This window comes from Azospirillum brasilense, assembly GCF_005222205.1.
Taxonomy (GTDB): Bacteria; Pseudomonadota; Alphaproteobacteria; order Azospirillales; family Azospirillaceae; genus Azospirillum; species Azospirillum brasilense_G.
Genome location: NZ_CP032345.1, coordinates 295,546 through 318,429, shown reverse-complemented (window position 1 = coordinate 318,429; position 22,884 = coordinate 295,546). Strand labels below are relative to the sequence as shown.

General features: G+C 66.5%; 32 protein-coding genes, 1 tRNA gene and 1 pseudogene. 10 read left to right on the top strand and 24 right to left on the bottom strand.

The annotated features are described in order from the left end of the window. The first annotated feature begins 17 nt into the window (after positions 1-17). Positions 18-94 (top strand) — tRNA-Pro (locus tag D3869_RS01670). Positions 95-346: 252 nt separating this feature from the next. Here D3869_RS01670 and D3869_RS34710 read toward each other — a convergent pair. The 4 genes and pseudogenes from D3869_RS34710 to D3869_RS34705 form a co-directional block, all read right to left on the bottom strand. Next, a pseudogene (locus D3869_RS34710) lies at positions 347-712 on the bottom strand (tyrosine-type recombinase/integrase); the annotation flags it as partial. Between the two features lie 678 nt (positions 713-1,390). Next, on the bottom strand, positions 1,391-1,669 hold the full coding sequence (locus tag D3869_RS01660; protein WP_137138694.1) for a helix-turn-helix domain-containing protein: 279 nt from the start codon (positions 1,667-1,669) through the stop codon (positions 1,391-1,393). Positions 1,670-1,745: 76 nt separating this feature from the next. Next, positions 1,746-2,345 (bottom strand): hypothetical protein, encoded by a 600-nt coding sequence (locus tag D3869_RS01655; protein WP_137138693.1) that lies wholly within the window; start codon positions 2,343-2,345, stop codon positions 1,746-1,748. Then, positions 2,338-2,607, bottom strand: a complete 270-nt coding sequence (locus tag D3869_RS34705) for a hypothetical protein (RefSeq protein ID WP_137138692.1) — start codon at positions 2,605-2,607, stop codon at positions 2,338-2,340. Before D3869_RS34705 ends, D3869_RS01655 begins: the two co-directional genes overlap by 8 nt. Before the next feature lie 96 nt (positions 2,608-2,703). Here D3869_RS34705 and D3869_RS34700 point away from each other — a divergent pair, with 96 nt between their 5' ends. Beyond that, positions 2,704-3,588 carry an HNH endonuclease gene (locus D3869_RS34700; RefSeq protein ID WP_137138691.1) on the top strand — a complete coding sequence of 295 codons (885 nt, stop codon included), beginning with the start codon at positions 2,704-2,706 and terminating at the stop codon, positions 3,586-3,588. Positions 3,589-3,599: 11 nt separating this feature from the next. Here D3869_RS34700 and D3869_RS01640 read toward each other — a convergent pair whose 3' ends face one another. The 20 genes from D3869_RS01640 to D3869_RS01550 form a co-directional block, all read right to left on the bottom strand. Further along, positions 3,600-3,920 carry a hypothetical protein gene (locus D3869_RS01640; protein ID WP_137138690.1) on the bottom strand — a complete coding sequence of 107 codons (321 nt, stop codon included), beginning with the start codon at positions 3,918-3,920 and terminating at the stop codon, positions 3,600-3,602. A gap of 3 nt (positions 3,921-3,923) precedes the next feature. Next, entirely contained in the window at positions 3,924-4,340 is a 417-nt protein-coding gene (locus D3869_RS01635; protein WP_137138689.1) for a hypothetical protein, read from the bottom strand. Positions 4,341-4,350: 10 nt separating this feature from the next. Then, complete coding sequence (locus tag D3869_RS01630; RefSeq protein ID WP_137138688.1) at positions 4,351-4,572, bottom strand: hypothetical protein; 222 nt, start codon at positions 4,570-4,572, stop codon at positions 4,351-4,353. Between the two features lie 6 nt (positions 4,573-4,578). Continuing rightward, on the bottom strand, positions 4,579-5,064 hold the full coding sequence (locus D3869_RS01625) for a hypothetical protein (protein WP_137138687.1): 486 nt from the start codon (positions 5,062-5,064) through the stop codon (positions 4,579-4,581). A gap of 8 nt (positions 5,065-5,072) precedes the next feature. After that, positions 5,073-5,450, bottom strand: coding sequence for a hypothetical protein (locus D3869_RS01620; protein WP_137138686.1), 378 nt, complete (start codon positions 5,448-5,450; stop codon positions 5,073-5,075). Next, entirely contained in the window at positions 5,450-6,634 is a 1,185-nt protein-coding gene (locus D3869_RS01615; RefSeq protein ID WP_137138685.1) for an AAA family ATPase, read from the bottom strand. The genes D3869_RS01620 and D3869_RS01615 overlap by 1 nt, the downstream gene beginning before the upstream one ends. 11 nt (positions 6,635-6,645) lie before the next feature. Then, complete coding sequence (locus D3869_RS01610) at positions 6,646-8,088, bottom strand: AAA family ATPase (RefSeq protein ID WP_137138684.1); 1,443 nt, start codon at positions 8,086-8,088, stop codon at positions 6,646-6,648. A gap of 12 nt (positions 8,089-8,100) precedes the next feature. Next, complete coding sequence (locus D3869_RS01605; protein WP_137138683.1) at positions 8,101-9,072, bottom strand: PD-(D/E)XK nuclease-like domain-containing protein; 972 nt, start codon at positions 9,070-9,072, stop codon at positions 8,101-8,103. Next, positions 9,069-9,773 carry a zinc-finger-containing protein gene (locus D3869_RS01600; RefSeq protein WP_137138682.1) on the bottom strand — a complete coding sequence of 235 codons (705 nt, stop codon included), beginning with the start codon at positions 9,771-9,773 and terminating at the stop codon, positions 9,069-9,071. Before D3869_RS01600 ends, D3869_RS01605 begins: the two co-directional genes overlap by 4 nt. Next, positions 9,770-10,432, bottom strand: a complete 663-nt coding sequence (locus D3869_RS01595) for a GIY-YIG nuclease family protein (protein WP_137138681.1) — start codon at positions 10,430-10,432, stop codon at positions 9,770-9,772. Before D3869_RS01595 ends, D3869_RS01600 begins: the two co-directional genes overlap by 4 nt. Then, complete coding sequence (locus D3869_RS01590) at positions 10,432-10,638, bottom strand: hypothetical protein (RefSeq protein WP_137138680.1); 207 nt, start codon at positions 10,636-10,638, stop codon at positions 10,432-10,434. Before D3869_RS01590 ends, D3869_RS01595 begins: the two co-directional genes overlap by 1 nt. Before the next feature lie 2 nt (positions 10,639-10,640). Next, positions 10,641-10,859: a hypothetical protein gene (locus D3869_RS01585; RefSeq protein ID WP_137138679.1), complete on the bottom strand. Its 219-nt coding sequence runs from the start codon at positions 10,857-10,859 to the stop codon at positions 10,641-10,643. Then, on the bottom strand, positions 10,856-11,878 hold the full coding sequence (locus D3869_RS01580; protein ID WP_137138678.1) for a phage Gp37/Gp68 family protein: 1,023 nt from the start codon (positions 11,876-11,878) through the stop codon (positions 10,856-10,858). Before D3869_RS01580 ends, D3869_RS01585 begins: the two co-directional genes overlap by 4 nt. Continuing rightward, positions 11,871-12,260, bottom strand: coding sequence for a hypothetical protein (locus tag D3869_RS01575; protein ID WP_137138677.1), 390 nt, complete (start codon positions 12,258-12,260; stop codon positions 11,871-11,873). The genes D3869_RS01580 and D3869_RS01575 overlap by 8 nt, the downstream gene beginning before the upstream one ends. Positions 12,261-12,266: 6 nt before the next feature. Then, positions 12,267-12,443: a hypothetical protein gene (locus D3869_RS32955; RefSeq protein ID WP_175426380.1), complete on the bottom strand. Its 177-nt coding sequence runs from the start codon at positions 12,441-12,443 to the stop codon at positions 12,267-12,269. A gap of 5 nt (positions 12,444-12,448) precedes the next feature. Next, positions 12,449-12,691 (bottom strand): hypothetical protein, encoded by a 243-nt coding sequence (locus D3869_RS01570; RefSeq protein ID WP_137138676.1) that lies wholly within the window; start codon positions 12,689-12,691, stop codon positions 12,449-12,451. 476 nt (positions 12,692-13,167) lie between these two features. Then, positions 13,168-13,956, bottom strand: coding sequence for an SAM-dependent methyltransferase (locus D3869_RS01565; protein ID WP_137138675.1), 789 nt, complete (start codon positions 13,954-13,956; stop codon positions 13,168-13,170). Between the two features lie 187 nt (positions 13,957-14,143). Further along, the gene (locus D3869_RS01560; RefSeq protein WP_137138674.1) at positions 14,144-14,632 is read right to left on the bottom strand and encodes a helix-turn-helix domain-containing protein; all 489 of its coding nucleotides are present in this window, start codon (positions 14,630-14,632) and stop codon (positions 14,144-14,146) included. A gap of 52 nt (positions 14,633-14,684) precedes the next feature. After that, complete coding sequence (locus D3869_RS01555) at positions 14,685-14,975, bottom strand: hypothetical protein (protein ID WP_137138673.1); 291 nt, start codon at positions 14,973-14,975, stop codon at positions 14,685-14,687. A gap of 237 nt (positions 14,976-15,212) precedes the next feature. Beyond that, entirely contained in the window at positions 15,213-15,611 is a 399-nt protein-coding gene (locus tag D3869_RS01550) for a hypothetical protein (RefSeq protein WP_137138672.1), read from the bottom strand. A gap of 454 nt (positions 15,612-16,065) precedes the next feature. On the opposite strand from D3869_RS01550, the gene D3869_RS32950 reads away from it, so the two are divergent. From D3869_RS32950 to D3869_RS01500, 8 genes are all read left to right on the top strand, one after another. Beyond that, entirely contained in the window at positions 16,066-17,391 is a 1,326-nt protein-coding gene (locus D3869_RS32950) for a hypothetical protein (RefSeq protein WP_175426379.1), read from the top strand. A gap of 1 nt (position 17,392) precedes the next feature. After that, entirely contained in the window at positions 17,393-17,659 is a 267-nt protein-coding gene (locus D3869_RS01530; RefSeq protein WP_137138668.1) for a hypothetical protein, read from the top strand. A gap of 14 nt (positions 17,660-17,673) precedes the next feature. Continuing rightward, positions 17,674-19,302 carry a hypothetical protein gene (locus tag D3869_RS01525; protein WP_137138667.1) on the top strand — a complete coding sequence of 543 codons (1,629 nt, stop codon included), beginning with the start codon at positions 17,674-17,676 and terminating at the stop codon, positions 19,300-19,302. 4 nt (positions 19,303-19,306) lie between these two features. Beyond that, a complete protein-coding gene (locus D3869_RS01520) occupies positions 19,307-19,786 on the top strand; it encodes a hypothetical protein (protein WP_137138666.1) in 480 nt (159 codons plus the stop codon). A gap of 259 nt (positions 19,787-20,045) precedes the next feature. Next, positions 20,046-21,416, top strand: a complete 1,371-nt coding sequence (locus tag D3869_RS01515; RefSeq protein ID WP_137138665.1) for a DEAD/DEAH box helicase — start codon at positions 20,046-20,048, stop codon at positions 21,414-21,416. Further along, positions 21,413-22,192 carry a hypothetical protein gene (locus D3869_RS01510; RefSeq protein WP_137138664.1) on the top strand — a complete coding sequence of 260 codons (780 nt, stop codon included), beginning with the start codon at positions 21,413-21,415 and terminating at the stop codon, positions 22,190-22,192. The genes D3869_RS01515 and D3869_RS01510 overlap by 4 nt, the downstream gene beginning before the upstream one ends. Then, entirely contained in the window at positions 22,192-22,386 is a 195-nt protein-coding gene (locus D3869_RS01505; RefSeq protein ID WP_137138663.1) for a hypothetical protein, read from the top strand. The genes D3869_RS01510 and D3869_RS01505 overlap by 1 nt, the downstream gene beginning before the upstream one ends. After that, positions 22,383-22,883, top strand: coding sequence for a GNAT family N-acetyltransferase (locus D3869_RS01500; RefSeq protein ID WP_247895681.1), 501 nt, complete (start codon positions 22,383-22,385; stop codon positions 22,881-22,883). The genes D3869_RS01505 and D3869_RS01500 overlap by 4 nt, the downstream gene beginning before the upstream one ends. Position 22,884: the final 1 nt, after the last annotated feature.

Here is a 22,884-nt window from a genome sequence, read left to right as displayed (position 1 = left end):
AAGGGCGGTCCGTCGAACGGAGCGTAGCGCAGCCTGGTAGCGCATCAGACTGGGGGTCTGGGGGTCGCAGGTTCAAATCCTGTCGCTCCGACCAAGTTCTGGAAGATGAAAAGGCCTCTAAGTTTAACGACTTAGGGGCCTTTTCCTTGTCCGGGTGGCAGGGCTCCGATACGGCCTCGGTCACGGCTGTGTGGAACTCTTGTGTGGAAGTCGGTTGGGGCGCGCCGTTGACCACCGCCTTCGTCACGCGGATCGTCGCGGCTTCGACCGCTGAGCGGGCGGCAGTGTCCGCAACACGCAGATATCGCCGGGTGGTCTCATAGCTTTTGTGACGGGCGAGCTGCTGGGTCACCGCAGCCGGAGCGACGTGGGCCACCGCCGTCACGAACGATGCCTTCGTGTCGTGGAAGCGGTGCTTGACGCCGACAGCCTTGCAGGCTGTGCGCCATGCGCGCTTTGGGTTCTTCACCGGCTGGCGCTTGCCTTTCTCGCCGTGCTGATAGGTGAACAGATGCTCGACCTTCCACTCCTTCGCATGGGCGACCAGTCGGGACAGAAGCTCGATCGCTTCGGGATTCGCTGGCACCGCCTCGGCGCGCTTCGCCTTGGTCGATTCGGCGTCCAGCCAGACGCAGCGATTAACGAAGTCGATCTGCTCCACCTTCAGGCTGAAGACCTCCCCCTTTCGGAATCCCATGAGCCGGGCCAACATGATCCCATCGGCGAGGTGCTGGGGTGCGGCGGTCATGATCGCCTGGAGGTCGTCATCGGAGACGGGCCGGGGCAGATGCTCGGCCTCGGCCAGCTTGGGCACCTTCGGCATCTCGGGCAGGAGAGGGCGACCGGCGCCGTCCTTCAGGCTGTGGACGATGGCCAGGGCCTCGCGGAGCGTCACGAGATATCGGTTGATTGTCGAGTCGGCGCGCGTCCGCCCGTCTTTCGACGGGGCGTAGCGGGCGGCCTTCTCTTCCGGGGTGCGGGCCTTGGGACCGCCGCGGTAGATCATCACCGGCTGGGCGCGCGCCCAGGCAATGTACTCCCAGATTCGCTGTTCAGTGAGGTCGGTGATCGGTGTGTCGGGACCGAAGTATGCTCCCAGATCGGCGACATACACCTGTTTGTTGGGCCAGTCCTTTAGGGCCTTTTTGCGGGTGGCATAGGCCATGAACATCTGCGAGACCGTGAACTCGACCGGTGCAGCAGGTGCAGGCGCCTCCTTTAGCGCCGCCGCCTTGATCAGCGCCTCGATTCGCTTGGCATCGGTCTTGGTGGCGGCGTGGGCGCCGGTATCCGGATCTACGCAATAGCCTGCGTAGCGCTTGCCGTTCACGCGCAGGTCGTAGCGCCAGCGTTCACGAGAGCTGTCGAAGAACACGGTCATGGCTGTTTCTCAACGCGAGATAGGTTTAAAGATGATGCCAAGGGCAGCGAGGCCCGCAAGAGCCTCTTTATGGGCAGCGTCGTTTCGACGCCTCGGTTTGGGCAGTGGGGCCTTGGCCTTGCGTTCGCCTGTGCTGATGATGGCCCGCCGTTCCTGGTAATCTTGGATCGACGACACATAGATGCGGACGCCGCGCTTGCCGAGCCGGTAGCCGAGAAGCTCCCCGGACACCACCAGCTTGCGAATCGTGCTTTCATCCGCGCCCATGACCTTGGCGGCCTCGGTCACGGTGACGGCCCGTTCAACCCCAGGAAGGGGTGAAGCCAGAGCCGGATCTGCCGCGACTCGGAGGTGGGACTGCCGGTCAGCCAATCGCCACCTCCCGAGCCTCCAGCTTGTCGATGTTTGTCCGGTGGACGGTGAAGGTCAGGGCGACCACCCAGGGGTTGGCGTCCCAGGCGCCGGGCCCGTTGATGCTGCCCCACAGGTCACGGAACCAGCCGCGTGCTTCCATTCCGGCCAACTCTTCAGGAGTTTGGGCAGGGCACCCCTCGGCGATGGCGTCCGCCTCGCTGATGTCCTGAAGCCGCTCGACTCGCATCTGCTCCACCACCAGCGTGAGCCGGCTGGCCCAGCGGGGCATACCGCAGGGAGGGAGGATCTTGCCTGTGTCGCGATTGGGGTCGATAGAGCGGTAGGTTGTCAGGTTCCACCAACGGGTGAAAAATTCGGACCCATTGTCTCCCTTCACGCAAACCGTCTCGGTCGCTCCGTCAGCCAGATACACAATGATCCCTTCCCCGGCCTCGTTTTCGATGCCACGAACGCTTTCCCGCACCCACACCCGGTCGCCCGGCTGGGCCTTGTAAAGCTGGCTTGAAGCGAGACGGCGTGTCTGCGTCTTTCGCCCGGCGAGGAGTGCATGGACCATCGTCGCGCTGAAAATGATGGGGATGTCACGCATCGGCAGCCTCCATTCGTTCAGCGCCGTCCCGGACGCTCGCCGCGCCCAACTCGAACGCCTCGATCAGCGCCCGGACCTGCCGGATGGCGTCTTCCAGGTGCATGCGGCGGTGGGGGCGATCCTCCAGCACGGCCAGCAGCTCGCACGGGGCAAGGCCGCCGCGCTCGGCCAGCCGTTCCAGAGTCTGGCCGTGGTTGATCTGCGCCTGTGCCCTATGGGGCGCGACAAGGGTCCAGGCGATGGCCCAGTGGTCGAGTTGCACTATGAGGGGTCTGGTACATTCCCGCTTGCGGGCCCCAGCGCAACACGGGATGGTAGAGGAGGCGTGTTCGCACAATCCAGGTTCTAGGCTTCGTACATGACCTTTGGAAACTTCGTTCGTGATCACCGTTACAATCGCCGGCGCGATCTCCATGATCCCTACGGCGGTCAACGGCAGGGCGGCATCATTACGCCGTCGAAGCACCCAGTCATATTTGCGATCACCGGGGAAAGCGGCGTCCAGCATGGCTATCTCGATGGTTGGACCGAAGATGGCCAGGTTTTCCGCTACTTCGGCGAAGGCCAGGAAGGCGATATGACCTTCACCTCTGGGAACAAAGCCATCCGCGATCATGTCGCCGAAGGAGAGGATTTGCTCCTCTTCCAGAAGCAGCATCGTTCCGGGATGCTGAGGTTTCTCGGCCAATTCGTCTGTGTGAGCACAACCAGAGAACTGACACCAGATCGCCATGGGAACATGAGGAATGGGATCGTCTTCAACCTGGTTCCGGTGGAAGCGCTCCAGGAGGCAGACGCTGCGGAAACGGAAGGTGACAACAGTGCCAGTGGGCTCGATCTGGCTGCACTTAGGAGCGCCGCAATGGGAGCTGCATCCACTGGTGAAGAGGAGCCAGCCGAAGGTGCTCGCCGGCGTGTTTACCAGCGCAGCGAGGTGGTGCGCCGATATGTGCTCGCGCGTGCCGCCGGCATCTGCGAGTGCTGCAAGTCGCCTGCTCCATTCTTGCGAACCAATGGTGAACCATACCTGGAGCCACATCACATCCGACGCGTGAGCGACGGTGGTCCAGACGATCCTCGCTACGTTGCAGGGGTTTGCCCAACCTGCCACCGACGCATCCATCATGGCGCGGATGGCAAGGACATCAACGAGGCTCTGGGTGAGGCAATCCTGCGGTTCGAGTATGCCGTGGCCTCGGTCGAGCCTCCCAATCGAACAACGCGAAAGCGTGTTATGGCCTAGGCTGCTGTTCATCAGAGCGCCTCCCAGGTGGTAGCATCGGCTCGGCTGTTGTCATCACATTCGCAGTTGCTTACCCGCTCACCGCAGTCCGGGCAGCGCTTGAGGTGTGCGCAGTCAGCGCACTGGTAGTGCCCATCCGACAGGCACTCACCGATCTCGCCTTTGAGGCGAAGGCGAGGGGCGTAAGCGATGCATGGCGCGTGCGGGTCCCGCATGCCAGGCAGACCGACCGGGATCTTCTCCCACGCCATGGCTTTGACGCGACGGTAGGAGAACCGGCACAGCCAGATCCAAAAGCCGCCGGGCTCGTTCTCGATGCGCAGCTTGAGCATTGTTCAGCCCTCCACCGTCTCAAGCTGACCAGCCGCCAACCTCTCGATCACCTCCGGACCGGTCCATCGGGGCGCGTTGTCGGGATGGGTCAGACCGTGGCTTCTCAGGACAATCCGGATCGCCATAATGGATTCCAGCGTCGGCTGCCCGCTGTGGTCGGTGAAGCTCCAGTTCCACATGTTCTTGACCGCGGTCGCGGCGCGCCGGGGAGCTTCTGGAGCCGGGGCGCCACCAAGCGACACGCCGGTCGGCAGGTGGGTCAGCTTGTGCTGACCGGCGGCTTCGTCGTGGTGGACACCGAAGAAGTCGCGGGCCTTGCCCGAGACGGTCACCCACCCCTTCGTGGTGATGATGCAGAACTCGGCATCGGTCCAAGAGCGGTGGCCGATGGCATCCGAGTTCAGGGGCTTGGTGTTCATGGCGAACTCCTTACGGCTTGGGGGCGCCGATCAGGGCACGCGGGCGCGATCCGGAAGGTAGGCTGCCCGTCGCGATGCCGGATTGGTCACGGGCAGCCGCCAGCAGCTCGCGCCGCATCTGCGGGGTGATCTGGCCGGCAGAGAACGCCCGGTCGATCCGGGTGCGCAGGGCCTGGAAGGCGTCGATGCGCTGGTAGAGCAGCGATGCGGTCGGGAGAGGGCTGTGGGCCATAGCCGGTCACGCCCCCGGCGCAGCGCGGTTGTCCACCGCCGTGCGCTCATCCATTGGCGCCGTCATGTGCGCAGCATGCAGGACGCCCGTGGCCTTCAGCCGGTCGTAGGCGTCCAGGTCGTGGACCACCGCCACATAGGGCAGGGTGGCCGGGCGCGGCTGCTGGCCAGCCTTCCGGGCGAGATCGTGGGCATGCTCGTCCGGGTGGGTTTCGAAGGTCGGCGGCAGGTCGATCAGCTCGGCCGGCACGTAGGCCTGCGCCGCCGGGTCCCAGCGCTTCAGCTGGTACTGCACGATGGTGGGGAAGGCAACGCGGCCGTCGGGGTGCTCCTGCTCCGGCACCGTGACCTCGCCGGGCGGCGGGGCCATGGTGGAGCAGGCGCGGAGGTGGCGGTTGGCGTGCCGCTGCGGCTGCGTCGGCGGGAATGAGCTTTCGATCAGCCGCCCGGTCTTGGTGATGCCGGTGCGGTGGGTCAGTTCGTCCATCATCATCGGCACCTTCAGGAGGTCAGGTCGTCGGAGATGTCGGCGGGGCGGGCGTCGCCGTCCAGCACGTCGAACTCGGCATGCACGCTGGCATTGTCGGGGGCGGGGAGGGCCGGGCGGACCTCCTCCGGCAGGTTCCAGCGGTCGCTGGCCCAGGCCCTTGCGCATTCCTCGGTGCAGGGCCGGTAGCCGAAGAGGGCTTGGCCCGCGTAGAACTCGGTCAGGATCGGGGTGTCAGACCCCGGACCGAACACGTCGATCCGGAGCATCTTGGTGCCGTAGCGCTCGACCTCGCGGGCCAGCCCGTAGCGGGTCCGGTGGCCGAGCAGCTCGACCTTCGCCCATTCGGCGGCCGGGGCGGCGGTCGCGGGAGTGCTGGGGGTGGTTTCCATCACAACTCTCCTTCCGCGTCGGCCTTGGCCGCGATCTCGTCGAGTTCGCGCTTGCGGGCGCTGATGAGGATTTTCTTGGCCGTGTCGCTGCCCAGCGCCGACGCTTTGCCGGCGGGGCCGTCCCACCACGCGCGCAGAGCGGCAGCGCCCTGCTTGGCCGCGTCCAAGGCTTCGTTGAAGGCTTCATCCGCCGGGGTGGTGGGCTTTTCGTCGGTGGAAGGGGTGCTCTGCTGCTGGGCCTGCTCGCCGAACGGGTTGTCCAGGTTCTGCTGGTCGCGCCGCTCCTGCTCGACGCGTTCGCGTTCGGCATCGGCTGCCTTGGCGATGGAGGCGTAATTCTCCATCTTGGGCTTCAGCAAATTCCGCTGATCGGAACTGAGTTCGCTCCAGAACTCCCGGAAGCTCTGCGCACCTTCCTCGGCTGCAGCGGTCGCGTCGACCTCCAGCTTGCGCTGCTCCGTGCTGCGCAGGTCAGCACCCCCAAGCCACGCGATCAGGCGCTTGCCCATCTCCTCGGTCATGACCTCGCCGGCGGCGAAGACCTCGCGCAGTGGACCTGGGCATTTGCCAGCTGGGGCGGTGACCGTGAACTTGCCGTCGCCCAACATCTGGCCCATGACGGTCATGTCGTAGCGCAGGGTCTTCTCCTGCACCGGAACGACAGGGCCGGGGATGAGCTTCTTGCGACCGTCTACGGTTTCTTCGACAAGCGGCTGCTTGGCCCTGGCGCACAGGATGACGTGCATATCGGAGCGCAGCAGGCGGTTGGTCATCTTGCCGAGGCGACGCTTGGGCTTGGCCCACTTCGCCATGTCGTTCCGCTCGGTCGCGGTCTCGACCATGTCGAGGACGCCGCCTTCAGCGAACCAGACGTGGCTGATGCTGTCGATCACCAGGACGTTGATGCCGGCCGCCTCGATCTCGTTCAGCGCCTCGATGTAGCGGTCGGGCGTAAAGGGAGGCGTGAGGGAGGCGTACATGTAACCGCCGGGAATCTTGTCCACGTAGGCCCGCCCACGCTGCCCACCCTCGGTGTCCAGCAGCATCCGCTTGGCCGGGTCGGGCTCCATGCCCGCGGCCAGCCGCAGCGCGGAGAGCGTTTTGCCGGTTTCGGACAGGCCATAGAGAGAAATCAGGAAGCGCATGCCGGCGCGGTTGGCCGGGACGATGTTGAGCAATCCCATCGTCGCCTCCCTCACTGCGCCGCGAACAGGTCGCCGGCCGGAGCCGACACGGATGGAGCGGTCGCCACGGCGCCGTCCTCCATCACCACGCCGACCTTGCCGGAGCTGTCCACGCGCTCCACCCAGACTTGGTAGTCGCTGGCGTCCGCCATCCCGGACAGCATCTGCAGGCCGTCCTCATCGAGCAGAGATCCGTCCTTGATCCGCAGCACGCGGAGCTTGGGGTTGGTCGCCATGGCGATGGCCACCGAAACGCGCAACTGCTCGGCGCTGCTGGCTTGGTCGAAGGGGATGCCGTTGAACAGGACCATGCTGTCGCCGAAGGACAGGCCGGGAATGGGCATCTTGGCGGCGGCGATGGCCTCGGCTTTCTCCCGCTCGCGATCCGCCATGTAGTCGGTGAGCGCTCTGCTTTCGGACTCCGCCGCGGCGGCCTCCTTCTCCAGGGCGGCGCGCCGGTCGCGCAGCTTGATACCGTCGTTGATGGTGTTGGCGCTGTCGATCTCGGCGCGCAGGCTGGCGACGTCCTCGGGATCGGGTAGAGGCTCGGCGTTGGCCAGCTTGTCGGCGCGCTCCTGGGCTTGGCTCCGCTTCTCGGCCACCTGATCGCGCAGGCGCTTCTCAGTGGCATCCAGGCTGACGGCTTCGTCGAGGTCCAGTTGGTCGATCTGAAGCTGGAGCCGGGCGATCTCGTCGCGGAGGCGGGTCCGCTCGGTGGCGGCCTTCGACCGGATCGCCGAGAGCGCCGGGCTGATTGAGGCTTCGAGTTCCTGGGCTTCGGCGGACAGCTCGGACAGTTCGTCTCGGACACGCTCACGGTTGGCGCGGCGCCGCTCGATGGAAGCGTTGTGGTCGGCGGCCTTGGTCATGCGGTCCATCAGCGCCGCAACGTCGACCGGCTGGTCGGGAAGGCCGTCCGGAACCGCGATGGCGGCGGCCTGGGTCCGGAGCGTCTTGGCTCGACGGTTCGCGTCGGTGCGCTTTTCGAAATCGGTGCGGTTGGCCGCATCCAGCGCATCCACGTCCACGTCCAGCTTCACCAACCCGCGCAACTGCTCCAGCTGCTTCTTCGGGTCCATGCGGCTGAAGGCCAGCGGGTCGAAGGTCAAGCTGCCCAGCAGGTCGTCCAGCATGCGCTGGGGCGACGGGAACCGCGCGCCGTTAGCCGCCTCGACGGTGATGGAGGTGGTGACGTCGCCGGCATCCCGGCGCTTCCACTTCCGCGTGACGATGATCTCGCCGAGGTCCAGCCGCACGCGAGCCTCGGTTTCCCCGTCCCGGATCGGACGGGACTGGATGTTCTTCCCGCCGTCCAGCGCCCACCAGATGGCGTCCAGAACGGTGCTTTTCCCCGCCGCGTTCTTGCCGGTGATCTGCACGAGCGGCCCCGTCGGGGTGATCTGCACGACCTTGATGCGCTTCAGGTTCTCGGCTTCGAGGCTGATGATCTTCATGACGGGAATCCTTCAGAGTGGCGCCTGCCAGGCGCGCGCGAGGTCGAAATAGCGGGAGGGGTCGAACTCGCCGGCGTCGTGCCGGTCCTGAAGCTGGCGCTCGGCCCACGCCGGAAGCTCCACCAGCACTGCGTCTTCCGAGTAGGACGGCCAGCGGTTGGAGCGGAGGCATCCGGCGAAGACGGCGCGCGCCGCGGGGAGCATGATGCGGCCCCACTCCAGGGCGGCGCCCGCGACCTTGCCGACCGTGGTCAGGTACGGCGCCTCCTTCTCCTGGACCACGTACCAATAGGTCGCGTCCTCACCGGTCAGCGCCTTGTGGCCCTCGAGATAGTGGGCGGCGCGGACGTGCCAGCCCATGTTGGCGGCGACTTTCTTCAGGTCGGCAGGGTCGGCGGTCGTGGAGGTTTTGTAGTCCACGACATGGCCGGGCTTGACGTAGTCGGGCCGGCACTTGCACCAGATGCCGAACCGCTCGTCCCGCCAGAAATAGGACTGTTCGGCCTGCCCGCCGGAGAAGGCGTCATCGGCGAACTTGGGTGCGGTCGAGAACGGGAGGTCCGGAATCTCGTTCCGCATGGCGCGGCGCATGCCGGCCACCTTCTCCGCTTGCGCCGGCAGCAGTGGAATCTTGCCTGCGTTCCGGGCGTCGTCGCGCTGATTCTTCGCGTCGGCAGAGGTGTATCCCTCGGACGGCTTTCCGTCTTTGGTGAAGGCCCGCACGATATGGACCGCAGCGTCGTACCTGTCGGGCTCCAAGAACAAAAGATGAGCCGCGCTGCCGATATCGAACTCCGTTTTCTGCTCGGGCGCATAGTCGGGGTTCAGCGAGCTGTTGAACCACGCCTTGGCCGGGCAGCCGCCGTCCTTCAGCATGTTCCAGGCGAACCCGGCGGACAGGGCAGGGGTGAGGGTGCAGTTCCCGTGATAGATCTCGGCATCGAGCTGGTAGACGCCCGGCTTGGTGATGGTGGAGGTGGTCATGAGGCCTCGGAGGGCTGGGCCGCGCGCGGGTACAGCGCCTGATTGGCGCAGGCCATCCGCTTGCGGTTGTTGGTGGGGGAGCGCAGGAACAGCGTGTCGCCCTTGATCCGTTCGAGGACCCAGGTCATGCCCAGCCCGGCGCCCTTCAGGCGGATGGGCTGGCCGACCAGGGCGGGCAGCGCGTCAGGCGGGATCGGCTTCAGATGCGCCTCCTCCGCCTGCAGCTTCTTCCACCAGTCACGAACGGTCAGGGGCGTGGCGCGCCGGGCGATGCCGTAGAAGGCGCGCAGCGTTTCGATGTCGGTGATCTTGCCGATGTGGCAGGCGTCCCGGCTCATGCCGAGGTGCGCGGCGACGTAGGCATAAGCCCGGTTCCGGGCGGCGTCCTGGATGCGCTTGAAGGCGGCCACGCGGGCGGCGCCCGTCTCGGCGACAGGGTAATAGTGCGGGGCCGTCTGCCACAGGCGGTCGAAGACCTGATGGGTCATCCGGCGGGCGCGGCGCAGCTCGGCCGCGACAGGGGCGCCCTGCGGCGTGCCGTCGGGGTGCGCGCTCATCAGCCCGCCGCAGCCGGCGGCGCGGCGGTCACACAGGTAGACGAAGGGGTTCGGCGTCTTGAAGGTGCTGGGGGTCGGCTGCAGCCGCATCGGCGCGCCGCAGTCCGGGCACTTCAGGGCGGGCATGGTGGGGGGGCCGCTCATGGCTGCGCTCCACCTGATTTGGATGCGCTGCCTTCTTCAGTGATCCCATATCGCGCGAGAACTTCCGCGTCGCTTCCGTTGGATGCAGGCGCGATCATCGTCCCGCTGGCATTCTGACCATTAAGACGCGGGCGCAAATAGCGGATGAATGCAGCTTCTACGCGATTAAGCTCGAATTCCGGGCAGGGCAGAAAGTAAACTTGATCAAAATCTTTGTTCTTATCATGAGAAGCTATGCGAGACGCTGGGCTAACACTCTGTCCAACGTATACAACTTCTCCATTCTTGCACAGGAAATAAACGCCTGGGCAAATTCTCCAGACTTCAGATATCTCGCGGAGATTCTCGATATTCTGAATAGATACGGGAACGACTGCGGAATGCGTTGGCTTGTCCGGGACAAATACGATGCGCATTGAGAACGGAAGATCTTTTCCACCCTCTTTCTGAAGCAAATTCTGGGCAACCCATGGCTTTACCTCGGATGAACGGAACAGAGGTGGTCCGCCATCAATGCGCCAATGGGGGGCATAACCAGCATCCGCAAATGCGATAAGCTTATCTGCGGTCAAACCAAACTGAGGCGCCACTTCAGCAGCGTTCTTTAGGCCGCTCGGCCATTCTGCCACTACGGCTTCCACTTTATGCATGTCCTGCATTATGAACGCTCCTCCCGCAGCACCTCAGCGATCAGCGCATCCACCTCCGGCCGGGCCAGGATATCGACCAGCAGCTGGGCAAGAAGGTTGTGGCCGTCGGGGTGGTCGCAGTTCAGGCCGGTGATCAGCAGGGAGGCGCCGTTGCGCCGGATCAGCGCGGCGTCGAACTGCCCATCGGCGGGTTCGATAGAGTAGGTGGAGGACATGGTCAGCGGCCTTTCCGAAGAATCCACCCGACGCGGTTGCCCGGCGCAAAGCGTCCGTGGGCAGCGGCGTAGGCGAGCTTGAGCCGGTCGCGCGCCTCGATCGGCAGCGTCGGCTTGCGGGCGAAGTGGGTGCAGGCCTGCTCCAGCGACGAGGTCTGCAACTCCGGGGCGGCGTTCCGCTTCGCGACGGCGAAGGTATTGGAGGGAGGGCGCCCGGTCATGACCGCACCGCCGGCAGGGCGTCGTGCAGCACGCCGTCGAGGAGGCGGCCGGCGGCCTTCTTGCCGACGCGCTCCATCCACAGCATCCCCATATCCTGAGCCACGGTGGCGAGCGGCTTCGTTGACGCGGTGATGGTGCCGTCACGCTGCACGGCTACAGCACCGGGATCATGGGTGCGGCACTGCAACCACTCTCCGTTCTGCTTGTGCAGGAAGGCCACTCCGTCCGCCGCGCACTGATCGCGGATTGCGCGGAACCAATCCGTGCGGCTGGGCCGCGCTTTCGGACCGCTCTCGCCGCCGGTGATGACCCAATCAATAAGCGGTCTTGGCGTCTCCATTACGAAGCGACCGCAGATGCTGAACACTTCTGCGCTGTCGAAACGGAGGCTTGGGACGCAACCCGGTTGCAGACAGTTTGGGCACAGATCAGCCATCCACCGCCGCAGGTCCACCATCCCCAACAACGGCTCCATGGACAGGAACCGTACGGCGGCAGGCGTCCCCAGCAGGTGCGGGATGCGCGCCTCGGCCATGGCCTGGTTCTCGACGGTGGTGCCGAGCCAGACGTTGGGCAGCGGCCAACGAACGGGCGGCGCCCCCTTGTCGGCCAGCCAGTGCTCCCCGCAGCGCGCCGCCCGGTCGGCAAAGTCCCGCATCACCTTGGGGCGCTTGGTCAGCAGCAGCCAGTCGAGGTGCGGCGTCGCCGCGATCAGCGCGAACAGGTCGTCGCGCCAGTCGTCCGGCACCTCGGCGTCGAACACATCGGCCAGCGAGGCGCAGAACACCCGCATCCGGCGGCCTTCCTTGGCGGCCTTGCGGTTCCAGGTGAGCGGCTGTTTCCAGGTGCTGGCGGACGTCCGGTGGCGCGGCTGGCCGGCGCCCCAGGTCACCCCCAGGCACGTCACCGCGCGCTCCTTCTCGGCATAGCAGTTGTCGCAGGCCGCGGAGAGCTTGGTGCAACCGATCCACGGGTTGAACGTCGCGTCGGTCCATTCGATTTTGGAGGTTTCACCCATGGTTCTTCTCCATGGCTCCCGGCTTTCTGCCGGAGGTTTCAGCTTCAGCGTCCTGTTCGGCCATCCGGCGCCAGTTCGCCTCCTGCTCCCGCGCTCTGACGTGCTGCTCGTGCTGGAAGTGCAGCTCCTTCCGCGCCTCGGTCAGCGTGTACGAGCGCCCGAGTTCGGGGTCGACGTAGGGCGAGGATTTCGGGTAGGCGCGCAGCAGCTTGCAGACGATGGCCATGTGCAGGGCGGTGTTGCGGAACCGCTCGGCCCGCTCCGCCCAGCGGTCGGCCGCCGCCGCCGCATCGGTGGTGTAGCCGCGGCGCTCCAGCGCCCGCACTCGCCCTCGGGTGTGGGCCATGTCGTCGGCGGCTTCGGCCTCGTCTATCGGGTCCATGGCTGGTCACCCCGCCTGCAGGCCCAGCGTGATCGCCGCGCGCCGCTGAAGCAGCGGGTCGGCGCCGTTCTGGGCCATGTGGAGGAGGCTGTCCCGGACGTAGCTGCTCGCCACCGGGCCGCCGTGGCGGAGGGCTGTGGCGCACAGCCAGAAGAAGGTGGCGCGGGTGGAGACCTGGGCCATGGCGGTCAGGCCTCCGGCCTACCGATGCGGACGGTGCCCGCGCGGCTGTCCACGGCCTCGACGAAGCGGAAGGTGTTCCGCCCACCGGCGTTGATCGTGATCTGGTCGCCGACATGAACCAGATCGGCGGCGCCGTCGAAATAGCCGGGCTCGTCAACCCGGGTGAGGTCGTGCTGCGTCGTGTAATGCCAGAGCGTGAAGCCGTTGGCGTAGACCAGGACGCTGAGGTCTTTCGGGGCGTAAGCCATGGGGAAAGCTCCTGATTTCGGCTGGCGACAGCAGGCGGTTTCCCCTGCTCTCGGCAACCGGCGGGGCGGTGGATGGGACCGCCCCGCTGGCCCTGCGAACCGCACTCACACGAATGGCAAAATCTCTTCGTCTGGTGCTGCGCCGGTTGCGGCCCGGCGCGGGCGCTGCGGCTATAAGGACATCTCGACCTCCTTGCTGGCGGTGGGGGCGAGAGAGCCGGCTTCTATCTCCGCGCCGACGCCGGCCACATGCCCACCTCGGTCCTGCGCGATCCGCAGTTTTCCCGGCGGGCTGACACGCCGCGGCTCTCTCTGACGCCTCAACCCCCACCCAGCGGTCAGGCCGGGTAAGGGGGCGAGGGACCCTTCGTGGACATTTACGAGGACCGTCTTGAAGGGTGACGTCATCCAGTCCCGACCCCTTAAGCCCGCTGGGATCATCCATGCGGGCTGGAGCGCGAGGATGGGCGCGGGTGCTACTCAGCGGCCTGCCGCATGCTGGCGGCCTTCCGGGCGGTGATCAGGCGGACCGGAACGCCGGTACCGGACTTGGCGAATGTGCCGGCGGGGAGCTGCTCAACCTCGGCGTTGTTGTCGGAGAGCCAGTTCCGGAAGTCGCGGCACTCACGCTCCTGACCGATGAAGCCGTGCTCGCTCATGATGGCGACCATCCGCCCGCCCTCGCGCAGCAGACCGAAGGCGGCCATGACGTGGCGGATGTCCTGGTTGCCGGTGAATGGCGGGTTCATCACCACCTTGTCGAAGCGGCGGCGTTCACGGTTTGCCCATTCCAGAAAGTCATCCTGGTGAACTTCGATGCCACCGATACGGCTCAGCACGTCCGCGTTGACCGGGTCGATCTCCACGGCCACCACTTCGGCGCCCCGCGCCAGCATCGGCTTGACCAAGCGGCCCTGGCCGGCCTCCGGCTCCAGTGCCAGATCCACCGCCCTGATGCCGGCCAGCTCCACCATGCGGTCGCCCAGATCTTCGGGGGTCTGGAAGAACTGAAGCGTCTGCTGGCGATTCAGTGCTTTCCCGGTGCCCAGGGCCTCCTCCAGGATCGCGCGAGGATCCTGCGCGAAGAGATGACCGCCGGCCTTCCGGTTCCACTTCCCGCCCATCGCGGTCAGCACCTTGTTCACGGCGTCGTACAAGGGCCGTGCGAGCTGCCCAGGCGGAAGGATGATGGCGTTGCCCTGGACGGCGGATTTGCCGAGAACGGTGGCAACCTCCGGCGGAACGGTGACGGTCTTCTGCTTCACGGTTCGGTCTCGTCGTCTTGAGGGAGGGTTCCGGGGAGCGCCCGCAGGGACGGGAAGGGCGCTCCCCGGTGCGCCGGGTTGAGGGGGCTCAGACCCCGGCGGTCTCGTCGGTCGCCCACCAGCCGGGAAAGGTCCGGCACAGGGCGGCCAGAAGGTCGCGTTCCTGTCTGCTGATGAAGCCCATCGGTCAGGCCGCCGGCTGCTCGGGGCCGGACTTGCCGACGGCCTTGACCAGCTCGAACATGCGCTTGCGGACCGTGGCGTCGGGGATGCGGTAGTAGGCGCGCACCAGCTCCAGCGTCTCGCGCTTGGCCATCGGGTCCGGCTCGAAGGCACCGAGTTCCTGTCCGCTGGTGTCCGCGTCGTCCTCGACCTTCGCCGTGGCCACGTCCGCCGGCATGTCGTCGAAGAAGAAGGACACCGGCACGTCCAGCACGCGGCCAAGGTCGAACAGGCGCGACGCGCCGATGCGGTTGGCGCCGCGCTCGTACTTCTGCACCTGCTGGAAGGTCAGGCCGATGGCCTCGCCCAGCTTCTCCTGGGACATGCCCAGCAGGGTCCGGCGAATGCGGACACGGGAGCCGACATGCGCGTCGATGGGGTTCGGTCCCTTGCGACCGCGGGCGGACGACGGAGCTTCTTCGGTGGTGATGCGGCGGGACGAGACGGCGTTCATGGGCAGGCTCCTGTTCGGTGCTGGTGGGTAAAGGGACAGGCGGAAGGGGGCGTTACGCGGCGTTGCTGCTGCTGGCCACCGGGCAGGCAAGGGCCATCGACTGCTTGAAGAGCCAAGCGCGCGCGTCTTGAGCGGTGTTGAAGAACTGGCCGTCCGCATCGATCCGCAGCTTGGTGGCGGTGTCGGGCGTGACGGGGAGGCGCACCGACCGTTGCTTTCCGGCGGCGTCCTCGATGAAAGCCAGCATCGTGCTGGCCTCTTCGGGGTGCGGCTGGATCACCAGGGAAGCGGCGCCCATGCAACGGGTCAGGCGGCTGGCGGCGCAGTGGTCGGTGGAGGACATGCGGTTTCCCTCATCAGGACCGCCGCCGGGCTACCCCGTTCGGTCGGTTGTGAGGGGAGTGTTATTTAGAATTACGAAAGCGTCAAGAGGAAAACTTTAGAAATACGAAAGCGGATTGAGCGCGCCCATGACACAGCTTTGCGACGCAAATGGAAAACGCCGCGCCGGGGTGGTTCCGGTCGCGGCGTTGCGATGAGGCGATCAGGTGGTGATTGAGGTCGCAGAACGCTCGATTGCTCAGCCTTCCTTACGCCGGCTTGTCAGGCTTTCAGATGCAGCCTGGACGGCTGTCTCAAGCGGTCCGACCATGTGAAGAGGGAGTGCTGTCGTGATGCCGAAAAACAGCCAATCGCAAGAAACCCCACGCTTTACAAGGGGTTCGAGTTTGCGCGGGGGCGTTAGGTTGTAACCATGAATGTACTGAGCATACCCAGCGTCCTTGCACTCCAGCAGGGTGAGCATGTCAGCGCGGGAAAGCCCAAGAGCGATTCGAGCCGCCTCCAGGCGCAGCCCGAAGGCCTTGTTGAAAGCCTCTGTTTCGGCCTTGGAGTCGCGTTGCGGCATGGGTAGCGTTCCGTCGTAAAGTTTTGTCTCGCAAAAGTGTACCTCACTTTTGAAATTCAAAACAACTGCCATGTGCGAAGTTCGTAAGCTTGATCAGCTTGACGGCTTTCGAAATTCTAAAGATACTCACACTCGGAAGCGCTAACCCCCAGTGAGTATCGCCCCATGCACGAGCAAGCCGTATCCACACCGACGCGCCCGAAGCGCGGCCCTGGGGACGGACGCACCGTCTACGTCGGACCCAATGACACGGTCATTCACCTCGCTGAGTTGTATGCCGAGGTTGCCAGCGGTCGCTCCACCCAGGCGGCGATCGCCAAGCGCCTTGGCCTTTCCGAGCCCGAAATTAGCCGGAAGTTCTCGGAGGCGGGGTTCCCTCGGATCAGCAGGAAGGGACGCCGGACCGGCATAGCTGCCGAGTAAGTCGCCACACCATCCCGCCCTTTTCCTCCCTGTGGGCGGGCGACCTGGGCGGGGCTGGCGCTATAGCGCTGCCCCGCCTCCTTCTTCCCGAAGGACGCGTCCCATGAAGACCTTCACTCCCGCCGAGATCGCGACCATCAAGCATCACGCCGACAAGCGCGTGAAGGTCCAGACGTTGGCCAGTTGGTTCGGCGCGACCGTATGGGAGATCCGCGGCGCGCTCGCCGTGGCACAGACAGCGCCGTCCGGGGCGCCCGAGGCTGAGACCAGCCGAAATGCCGGAACCGCAGCCGCTTTCGAAGAAGCGACGGGGCAGCCTCTTTCCATAGTCGGGAAAGGGCTCGATGAAGTGCCGCCGCTGCGGGAGGTCGGTGAGGCCGTTGGTGCGGTCAAGCCGGTGAATCTGCAAGGCCAATCGAGCCGCCCCACTCCCCCCGATTCCCTAGGCATCCCGCCACAGGGCGACCATGGCCGCGAGCTGGCCAGCCAGCAGGAGGACGAGAAGCATGTCAAAGACCGAGACCCCGGAGTTCAAGAAGGGGCAGCGCGTCACGTTCCAGATCGTCAGCCCGAAGGGGCTGTCGGAGGAAGTGCTGAAGGGCACGGTGAGCAACCCGGACTCCGGACGCGGGCGCATGAAAGTGAAGGACGACGCCGGCGACGAGTTCAGCCCGTTCCGGAAGCACGTTCGGGCGGCCTGACCAAGGGCGAGGAGGGGAGCATCCATGTCGAAGAAGCCGCTGCCGCTGTGTCGCCCCTCCTTCCCACCGACGCGCCCGCTGGACAGCTTCAGCCCGAGGACGCGAACGGACGTGGCGCTGGACCGGCTGTCGCAGCCGTGCCCACTCGTCCCCCGCGCGTTCGCCGCGAACGGGTTTCTGCGGGACCGGCTGCACTTCCTCCTGGGCATCCAGCCGCAGGGCGAGATGTCGGATGCAGCTGTGGATGCGACGGTTCGGCTGAGCGGCCGGCGCGCAAGCTGAGGACTGGCCTCGCCGCTGACATAGACCCGGACCGCCTGCGCGCCCTGCTGATCGACCAGGGCAAGACCTATGAGGAGGCCGCCGAAGCGCTGGGCACCACCCGCAATGTGGTGGCTGGCCGCGCGCAGCGCCTGGGCATCACGAAGGGCACCGGCGTCGGCGGTCACAAGCGCCGCATCACGCACGGGCGCAAGCTCGGCCAGAAGCCGCTCACCGAAAGGAAGCTCCACCCCCAGGAGCCGCACGGCTGCCGCTGGATCGACGGCGAGCCCGGCGAGCCCGGAAAGAGCTGGTCCTACTGCCAGGCCGAGCCGCACCAGCCGGGATCGTCCTGGTGCGCGCAGCACCATGCCCGCGTCTACGGGCGGACCAAGTCCGACACCTACCTGGAAGACATTCGCGTTTCCGCGCCCGGCCTCGGCCGTGGCGGAATGAAGGTCGGGTGACGTGATCCGCACCCCCTTCGCCCCAGCCCCAACCGCCATCGTCCAGCAGGTCGCCGTGCAGGCGCCGCTGGGCGCTGTCGTGCTTCTGCTGGGGCGACCTGTTCGCATCGTTCGCCGCATCGCCTGCATGAAGGGCGAACTGATGATCATCGAGGAGACGACCGCGAACGGGCGCGCGCTGCCCGGTCAGTACGGCCTCTGGCCAGCTGAGGTCGTCGATGAGGCGTGGGCCATGCAGGCAGCCCGCCTCCGTTCCCCCACCCTCTGAACCGGAGTCCACCCATGGCACGCAAGGCCAAGGACAACCCCACCAACATGGCGGACGAAGACGTCGCCGATCAGCTCCGACAAGCGTCGAGCGATCTGGTCGACGCGCAGGAGGCCCTGGAAGCCGCCCGCGCGCCGATCAAGGAAGCCAAGGGCCTCATCAAGGCCACCGGCATCGACTTCGATATCTTCCGGCTCTGCCACGGCATCCGCCACCTGGACGATGATGCCCAGCGGCAGAAGCGCATCAAGAAACTCCACGTCGCCATGCACGCGCTTCTGGGGGATGTGGTGAAGCTCGACCTGTTTGGCTTCACCACCAGCATCAAGCCGGCGGTGAAGAAGGCCCTGCAGCAGGCCAGCGACGATCTGGCCAAGGCCGAACCGCCGGCCCCGCCGCCCGAGATGGCCGATGCGGACGAGACCAATTCGTCCGACGCGCCCGACGCCGAAGCTCCGCCCCAAGTGCCCGACGACGAACCGGTTTCGGAAGACCCGCCTCCGCTGGTCGCCGCGGAGGACATGCCCGAGGGCGCAGGCTTCGCCTTCAACAACGGCAAGACGGCGGGGCGGCAAGGCCACGGCCCCGACGCCAACCCGCACGATGCTGAGACCCCCGAGCATGGCCTGTGGGAGCGCGGCCGGGCAGCTGGCGCAGCCTGGGCGGCGCGGTTCTACAACGGCGAGACCGCGGAGTCCGGCGGGCATGCGGTGATGTGCCAGGACGAGGGCGGCATCGTCGTCTTCCGCCATGCCGACGCCGAACTGGTCGCCCGCTGCGCCGATGCGCTCAACGCCGCGCAGGCCGCTGCGGACGAGATGCTGTCTCCGGCGCAGATCCGTGACGTGGTGCACCCCTGCCTTGCCGATCCCGAGGGCAACTTCGGCGTGGTGTTCGAGGGCAAGTTCGCCCCCGACGCCGAGGAGCAGGCGCCCGCCGCCCCGACCAACGAGAAGGTCAAGTTCACCGGCAGCGCGAAGCAGCAGCGTATCGAGGCCTACTTCTTCGGCTACGACGGCGCCGCCGCGGGCACGCCGCTGGAGGTGCTGACCAAGGGGCGCCGCGGCGAGCCGAAGGCGAAGATCGAGGCGGGCTATCGCGACCAGCAGGCCGGGACGGAGCCGAAGCACGAGCGTCCGGCGGTGAAGGCTCCGGCGGAGGAGCAGACCGGCGGCGAGGCGGCCGAGACCGCCGCGGACGCTGAAGGGCAGGGCGAGGCGGACGCCACCGAGCCGAACTTTGATGATCAGGGCGTGACCGACGCGGATAACCGCGCCGAACCGACCGATGAACCGGGGGAGGCCGACCAGCAGGACACCGAAGAAGCCGGGCAGGCCGAAGTCATCGCCACGGCCGAGCCGGAAACCTGGGACCCCGAGCAGGGGCGCGTCGGCGTTCAGCAGGACGGCGCCACCGGCCAATGGGTGATGTTCGACCTGAAGGAGCGCCAGCCGCTGGTCGACGCGCCGGGTCCGAACTCGGGCGAGACCTGGGCGAACCAGATCAACGGCTACTTCGCCGACTGCCTGGGCGACGTGCCGCGCGCCGAACTGATCACCGCCGCCAAGACGCTCGCGATGGGCCGCCTGCTGTCGGCCGCTCGCCCGGCGCCGACGGACTCCAACATGTTCGCGGCGGTCTGATCCGATGGCAGCCCCGCAACAGAAATGGGTCTGGGGCGACCTCTTGGCCCGGTTCGTCATCCCCGGCGAACCGGCCGCCAAGGGGAACAGCCGCGAGATCGTCCAGTTCGGTGGGCGCGCTGCCCTGCGCAAGGGCGACAAGGCGCTTGCCTTCGAGGATATAGCCGGTCCGAAGGTCAAAGACGCCTGCACGAAGATCGTAGGGTTGGAACTTCCCTACGAAGGCGAAGTGGGTGTGCATCTGCGAATCTACTACTTCGATGGCCGGTCTGACCTCGATGGAAGTCTCGTCTACGACGCGCTCCAGAACAAAAAGAATTGGATCGGGAAGGGTAAGGGGAAAAAGGCACAGATTGAGCCCCGACTGATCAAGAACGACCGACAGGTGGTGCTGAAGCACGAAGAGCGCTTCATCGACAAGGCCCGCCCGCGGGTGGAGGTCGCCGTCTACAAGGCGACGCTGGCGCTGGCAGGTGCGGCATGAAGCTCCCCCGCATCACATACCATTCCGACGTCCAGCCGCTGCCCGGCTCGTACATCGTCCCGCAGGGGCCGCGTGCGCGCACCTCGTATCTCGTGCTGACGTCTCGCGAGGTCATGCCACGTAAGCCGCGTGATCACCGCATCTGGTCGCTGGAGGTTGAGCGCGTCGGCCGTGACGCCGTGCCGGCCGACGCCGTACAGCACCTGAGCGATTGGGTTCCGCGCGACCGCAAGCCCCGGCCCGGCCAACGGAGGGGCGCATGAAGCTCCGCCCCTATCAGCAAAAGAACGCGGACGAGATCCTGGCGTGCTTGGCACGTGACGTCCGCGGCACCCTCTACGTGCTCCCCACGGCCGGTGGCAAAACGGCGGTCGTGGTGCGCGGCGTCATCCGCGAGGTGGTCAACCTTGGCTGGCCCGTGATTTTCCTCGTCCACCGCCGCGAGCTGCTGCACCAGTCGGTCCGCACCCTGGCCCGCGTCGGCATCAAGGCTTCGGTGGTCGATCCCGACCATGATCCGGACCCCCTCGCGCTCGTCCACGTCTGCTCCATCGACACGCTGAAGGCCCGCAAGAAGCGGCTGGCCGGCTGGCTGCGCACGATCCGACTCGTCGTCATCGACGAGGCCCACCACACGGTGGCGCCCGGCTGGCAAGCCCTGCTGGAGATGCTGATCAACGCGCAGCGCGTCGGCGTCTCCGCCACTCCGTTCCGCGGCGATGGAAAGCCGCTGGGCGCCCTGTTCGATGAGGTGGTGCGCGGCCCGACCGTGGCCGAACTCACCCCGAAATGGCTGTGTCCGGCGGAAATCTGGGCGCCTTGGACCCCGGACCTGACGTCCGTGACCATCAGCCGGGGCGACTACGCCGCCTCCGACCTCGAACGGGTGATGAACAACGACACCGTAACTCGGCTCGCGGTCAACCAGTATGCCGCCCGGATGCCGGGAGAGCCGGCCATAGCCTTCTGCGTCTCGGTCGACCATGCCCGCTATGTCGCCACGCAGTTCAGCGCCGCTGGCTGGCAGGCCGTCTCGGTGGACGGCAACATGGACCCCGACGCCCGCGATGCGGCGATCCAGGGCTTGGCTTCGGGCCGCTATCAGGTCCTGACCTCCTGCGAGATCGTCAGCGAGGGGACCGACGTTCCGGTTGTCGCCGGCGCGATCCTCCTCCGCCCGACCAAGAGCGTCCTGAAGTACATGCAGCAGGTCGGGCGCGTGCTTCGCATCTGCCACGGCAAAACCCGCGCCTGCATCATCGACATCGCCGGCAACGTCGAACTCCACGGCCTGCCCGAGGCCGACCGGGTGTGGACGCTGGAAAGCGGGCTGGTCCCGCAGGTCCACCGCACGATCCGGTGCCCGAAGTGCCACCGCCGCTTCGCCCCCGGCCCGTTCTGCCCGAGCTGCCGCCACGAGTTCCGCTATTGGGACCGGCCGGCTGTTCCCATGCTCACTACCATGGCCGACAGCGCGATCCGGGCCATGCCCACGGCCGATCTGGAGCGCATCGCGGTCAGCGTGATCGACCTGAACAGAATCGCCCGCGTGAAGGGCTTCAATCCCGGCTGGGTCCGGCACGCGACCGAGCGCATGCGTGACCGGCAGAACGAGCGGAGGCGGGCATGACCACGGCCGCCGACATCAAGGCCGCCCTGCGCAGCGCCTACGCGGCACCGGCCTACGCCATCCTGTTCGAGGTCGCCAGCTCGACCGGTGCCAACAGCCGGCGCTATGCCGACGCCGTGGCCATGTCTCTCTGGCCCAGCCACGGCATGCACGTCACCGGCTTCGAGATCAAGGTCTACCGGGGCGACTGGCGCCGGGAACTGGCTGATCCGACCAAGGCCGAGAGCATCGCCGCCTATTGCGACTATTGGTACGTCGTCACGCCCGAGAACAGCGTCATCACCGATGCCGAGGAACTGCCCGCCGCCTGGGGCTGGAAAGTGCTCGGCGCCGACGGCGTGATCCACACCAAGAAGCAGGCGCAGCTCACCGAGGCCAAGCCGCTCGACCGGCTGTTCGTCGCCGCCATGCTGCGCAACGCCCACAAGACCGACGATGCGCAGATCGAAGCTGAGGTCAAGAAGCGCCTCAGGCCGCTGGTGGAGCATGAGGTGGACTGCCAGACCAGGCAGTACCAGCACCTGAAGGAGTTCCGAGACAAGCTGTCCGGCCTGCTGGGTGCAGACGAGGCGCGCTACTTCCGCGACACCGAGCTGCTGGCCGCCGTCGCCGCGGTCCACAAGTCCGGCCTCATGAAGTCCTGGGGCGGCCTCTCCACCGTGCTGTCCGCCTCGGAAACCTTGCGCGACGCCATCGAGCAGTTGCGCGGCGTGCTGATCGAAAACGGGTTCCGTGATCCGGAGCCGAAGAAATCCAACAAACGGAGGGGCGCGTGATGTCCCGCATAACCCAAACCGATGCAGCTGCGCGCCCGGTGATCTTCGACGTTCCCGGAAAGCCGCTGGTGCTCGCATTGATCGGCGCCGACGGCAAGCTGCAGGGCGTCGAGCTGGAGCCTCTCGACGCCCTGGCGCTCGCGGTGGACCTGATCACCTCGGCCCGGCGCCGGCTGGTGGGAGGTGGGCTGTGACCGCGCGAACCCGCAACATCTCCATCCGCGCCATGGCCCGCGACGACGTGCCCGAGGTGATCGACCTCCTCCAGTCCTGCCACCGCCGGCCGGACGGCACGGTGCCCCCGCGCTACGGTGAGTCGCACCTGCGCAGGATGCTTTACGACGCGACGGCCGCCATCTGCCCGCACGGCTCCAACGTGCTGGTGGCGGTGGTCGACGGCGACATCGTCGGCGTGGTGGCCTACCGCTCCGCCTTCATCTCGGCGCTGGGCTGGGAGATCGCCTATTGGGGCACGTCACCCCGTCACCAGGGGCACGGCGTGGGCGGACGCCTCCTCGATGCGGCGCTCACGCAGATCCGCCACGGCGCCGCGCCCGACCACTTCGTGCTGGTCCGCACCGCCCATCCGGCCGCCTTCGCGCGGCGTGGGTTCCACCCGCTGCCCGATGATGCGGCCCTGATGCGGGCTAGCCTTCGGGACCTTCGTCTTTCCGCGCTCGAGGGGTGCTGAC

What these genes read in the sequence shown, in the direction of transcription:
- D3869_RS01655 (WP_137138693.1), bottom strand. Translation starts at nt 2,345, where the DNA reads ATGCGTGACATCCCCATCATTTTCAGCGCGACGATGGTCCATGCACTC.
- D3869_RS34700 (WP_137138691.1), top strand. Translation starts at nt 2,704, where the DNA reads ATGACCTTTGGAAACTTCGTTCGTGATCACCGTTACAATCGCCGGCGC.
- D3869_RS01640 (WP_137138690.1), bottom strand. Translation starts at nt 3,920, where the DNA reads ATGCTCAAGCTGCGCATCGAGAACGAGCCCGGCGGCTTTTGGATCTGG.
- D3869_RS01635 (WP_137138689.1), bottom strand. Translation starts at nt 4,340, where the DNA reads ATGAACACCAAGCCCCTGAACTCGGATGCCATCGGCCACCGCTCTTGG.
- D3869_RS01630 (WP_137138688.1), bottom strand. Translation starts at nt 4,572, where the DNA reads ATGGCCCACAGCCCTCTCCCGACCGCATCGCTGCTCTACCAGCGCATC.
- D3869_RS01625 (WP_137138687.1), bottom strand. Translation starts at nt 5,064, where the DNA reads ATGATGATGGACGAACTGACCCACCGCACCGGCATCACCAAGACCGGG.
- D3869_RS01620 (WP_137138686.1), bottom strand. Translation starts at nt 5,450, where the DNA reads ATGGAAACCACCCCCAGCACTCCCGCGACCGCCGCCCCGGCCGCCGAA.
- D3869_RS01615 (WP_137138685.1), bottom strand. Translation starts at nt 6,634, where the DNA reads ATGGGATTGCTCAACATCGTCCCGGCCAACCGCGCCGGCATGCGCTTC.
- D3869_RS01610 (WP_137138684.1), bottom strand. Translation starts at nt 8,088, where the DNA reads ATGAAGATCATCAGCCTCGAAGCCGAGAACCTGAAGCGCATCAAGGTC.
- D3869_RS01605 (WP_137138683.1), bottom strand. Translation starts at nt 9,072, where the DNA reads ATGACCACCTCCACCATCACCAAGCCGGGCGTCTACCAGCTCGATGCC.
- D3869_RS01600 (WP_137138682.1), bottom strand. Translation starts at nt 9,773, where the DNA reads ATGAGCGGCCCCCCCACCATGCCCGCCCTGAAGTGCCCGGACTGCGGC.
- D3869_RS01595 (WP_137138681.1), bottom strand. Translation starts at nt 10,432, where the DNA reads ATGCAGGACATGCATAAAGTGGAAGCCGTAGTGGCAGAATGGCCGAGC.
- D3869_RS01590 (WP_137138680.1), bottom strand. Translation starts at nt 10,638, where the DNA reads ATGTCCTCCACCTACTCTATCGAACCCGCCGATGGGCAGTTCGACGCC.
- D3869_RS01585 (WP_137138679.1), bottom strand. Translation starts at nt 10,859, where the DNA reads ATGACCGGGCGCCCTCCCTCCAATACCTTCGCCGTCGCGAAGCGGAAC.
- D3869_RS01580 (WP_137138678.1), bottom strand. Translation starts at nt 11,878, where the DNA reads ATGGGTGAAACCTCCAAAATCGAATGGACCGACGCGACGTTCAACCCG.
- D3869_RS01575 (WP_137138677.1), bottom strand. Translation starts at nt 12,260, where the DNA reads ATGGACCCGATAGACGAGGCCGAAGCCGCCGACGACATGGCCCACACC.
- D3869_RS32955 (WP_175426380.1), bottom strand. Translation starts at nt 12,443, where the DNA reads ATGGCCCAGGTCTCCACCCGCGCCACCTTCTTCTGGCTGTGCGCCACA.
- D3869_RS01570 (WP_137138676.1), bottom strand. Translation starts at nt 12,691, where the DNA reads ATGGCTTACGCCCCGAAAGACCTCAGCGTCCTGGTCTACGCCAACGGC.
- D3869_RS01560 (WP_137138674.1), bottom strand. Translation starts at nt 14,632, where the DNA reads ATGAACGCCGTCTCGTCCCGCCGCATCACCACCGAAGAAGCTCCGTCG.
- D3869_RS01555 (WP_137138673.1), bottom strand. Translation starts at nt 14,975, where the DNA reads ATGTCCTCCACCGACCACTGCGCCGCCAGCCGCCTGACCCGTTGCATG.
- D3869_RS01550 (WP_137138672.1), bottom strand. Translation starts at nt 15,611, where the DNA reads ATGGCAGTTGTTTTGAATTTCAAAAGTGAGGTACACTTTTGCGAGACA.
- D3869_RS32950 (WP_175426379.1), top strand. Translation starts at nt 16,066, where the DNA reads ATGAAGACCTTCACTCCCGCCGAGATCGCGACCATCAAGCATCACGCC.
- D3869_RS01525 (WP_137138667.1), top strand. Translation starts at nt 17,674, where the DNA reads ATGGCACGCAAGGCCAAGGACAACCCCACCAACATGGCGGACGAAGAC.
- D3869_RS01520 (WP_137138666.1), top strand. Translation starts at nt 19,307, where the DNA reads ATGGCAGCCCCGCAACAGAAATGGGTCTGGGGCGACCTCTTGGCCCGG.
- D3869_RS01515 (WP_137138665.1), top strand. Translation starts at nt 20,046, where the DNA reads ATGAAGCTCCGCCCCTATCAGCAAAAGAACGCGGACGAGATCCTGGCG.
- D3869_RS01510 (WP_137138664.1), top strand. Translation starts at nt 21,413, where the DNA reads ATGACCACGGCCGCCGACATCAAGGCCGCCCTGCGCAGCGCCTACGCG.
- D3869_RS01505 (WP_137138663.1), top strand. Translation starts at nt 22,192, where the DNA reads ATGTCCCGCATAACCCAAACCGATGCAGCTGCGCGCCCGGTGATCTTC.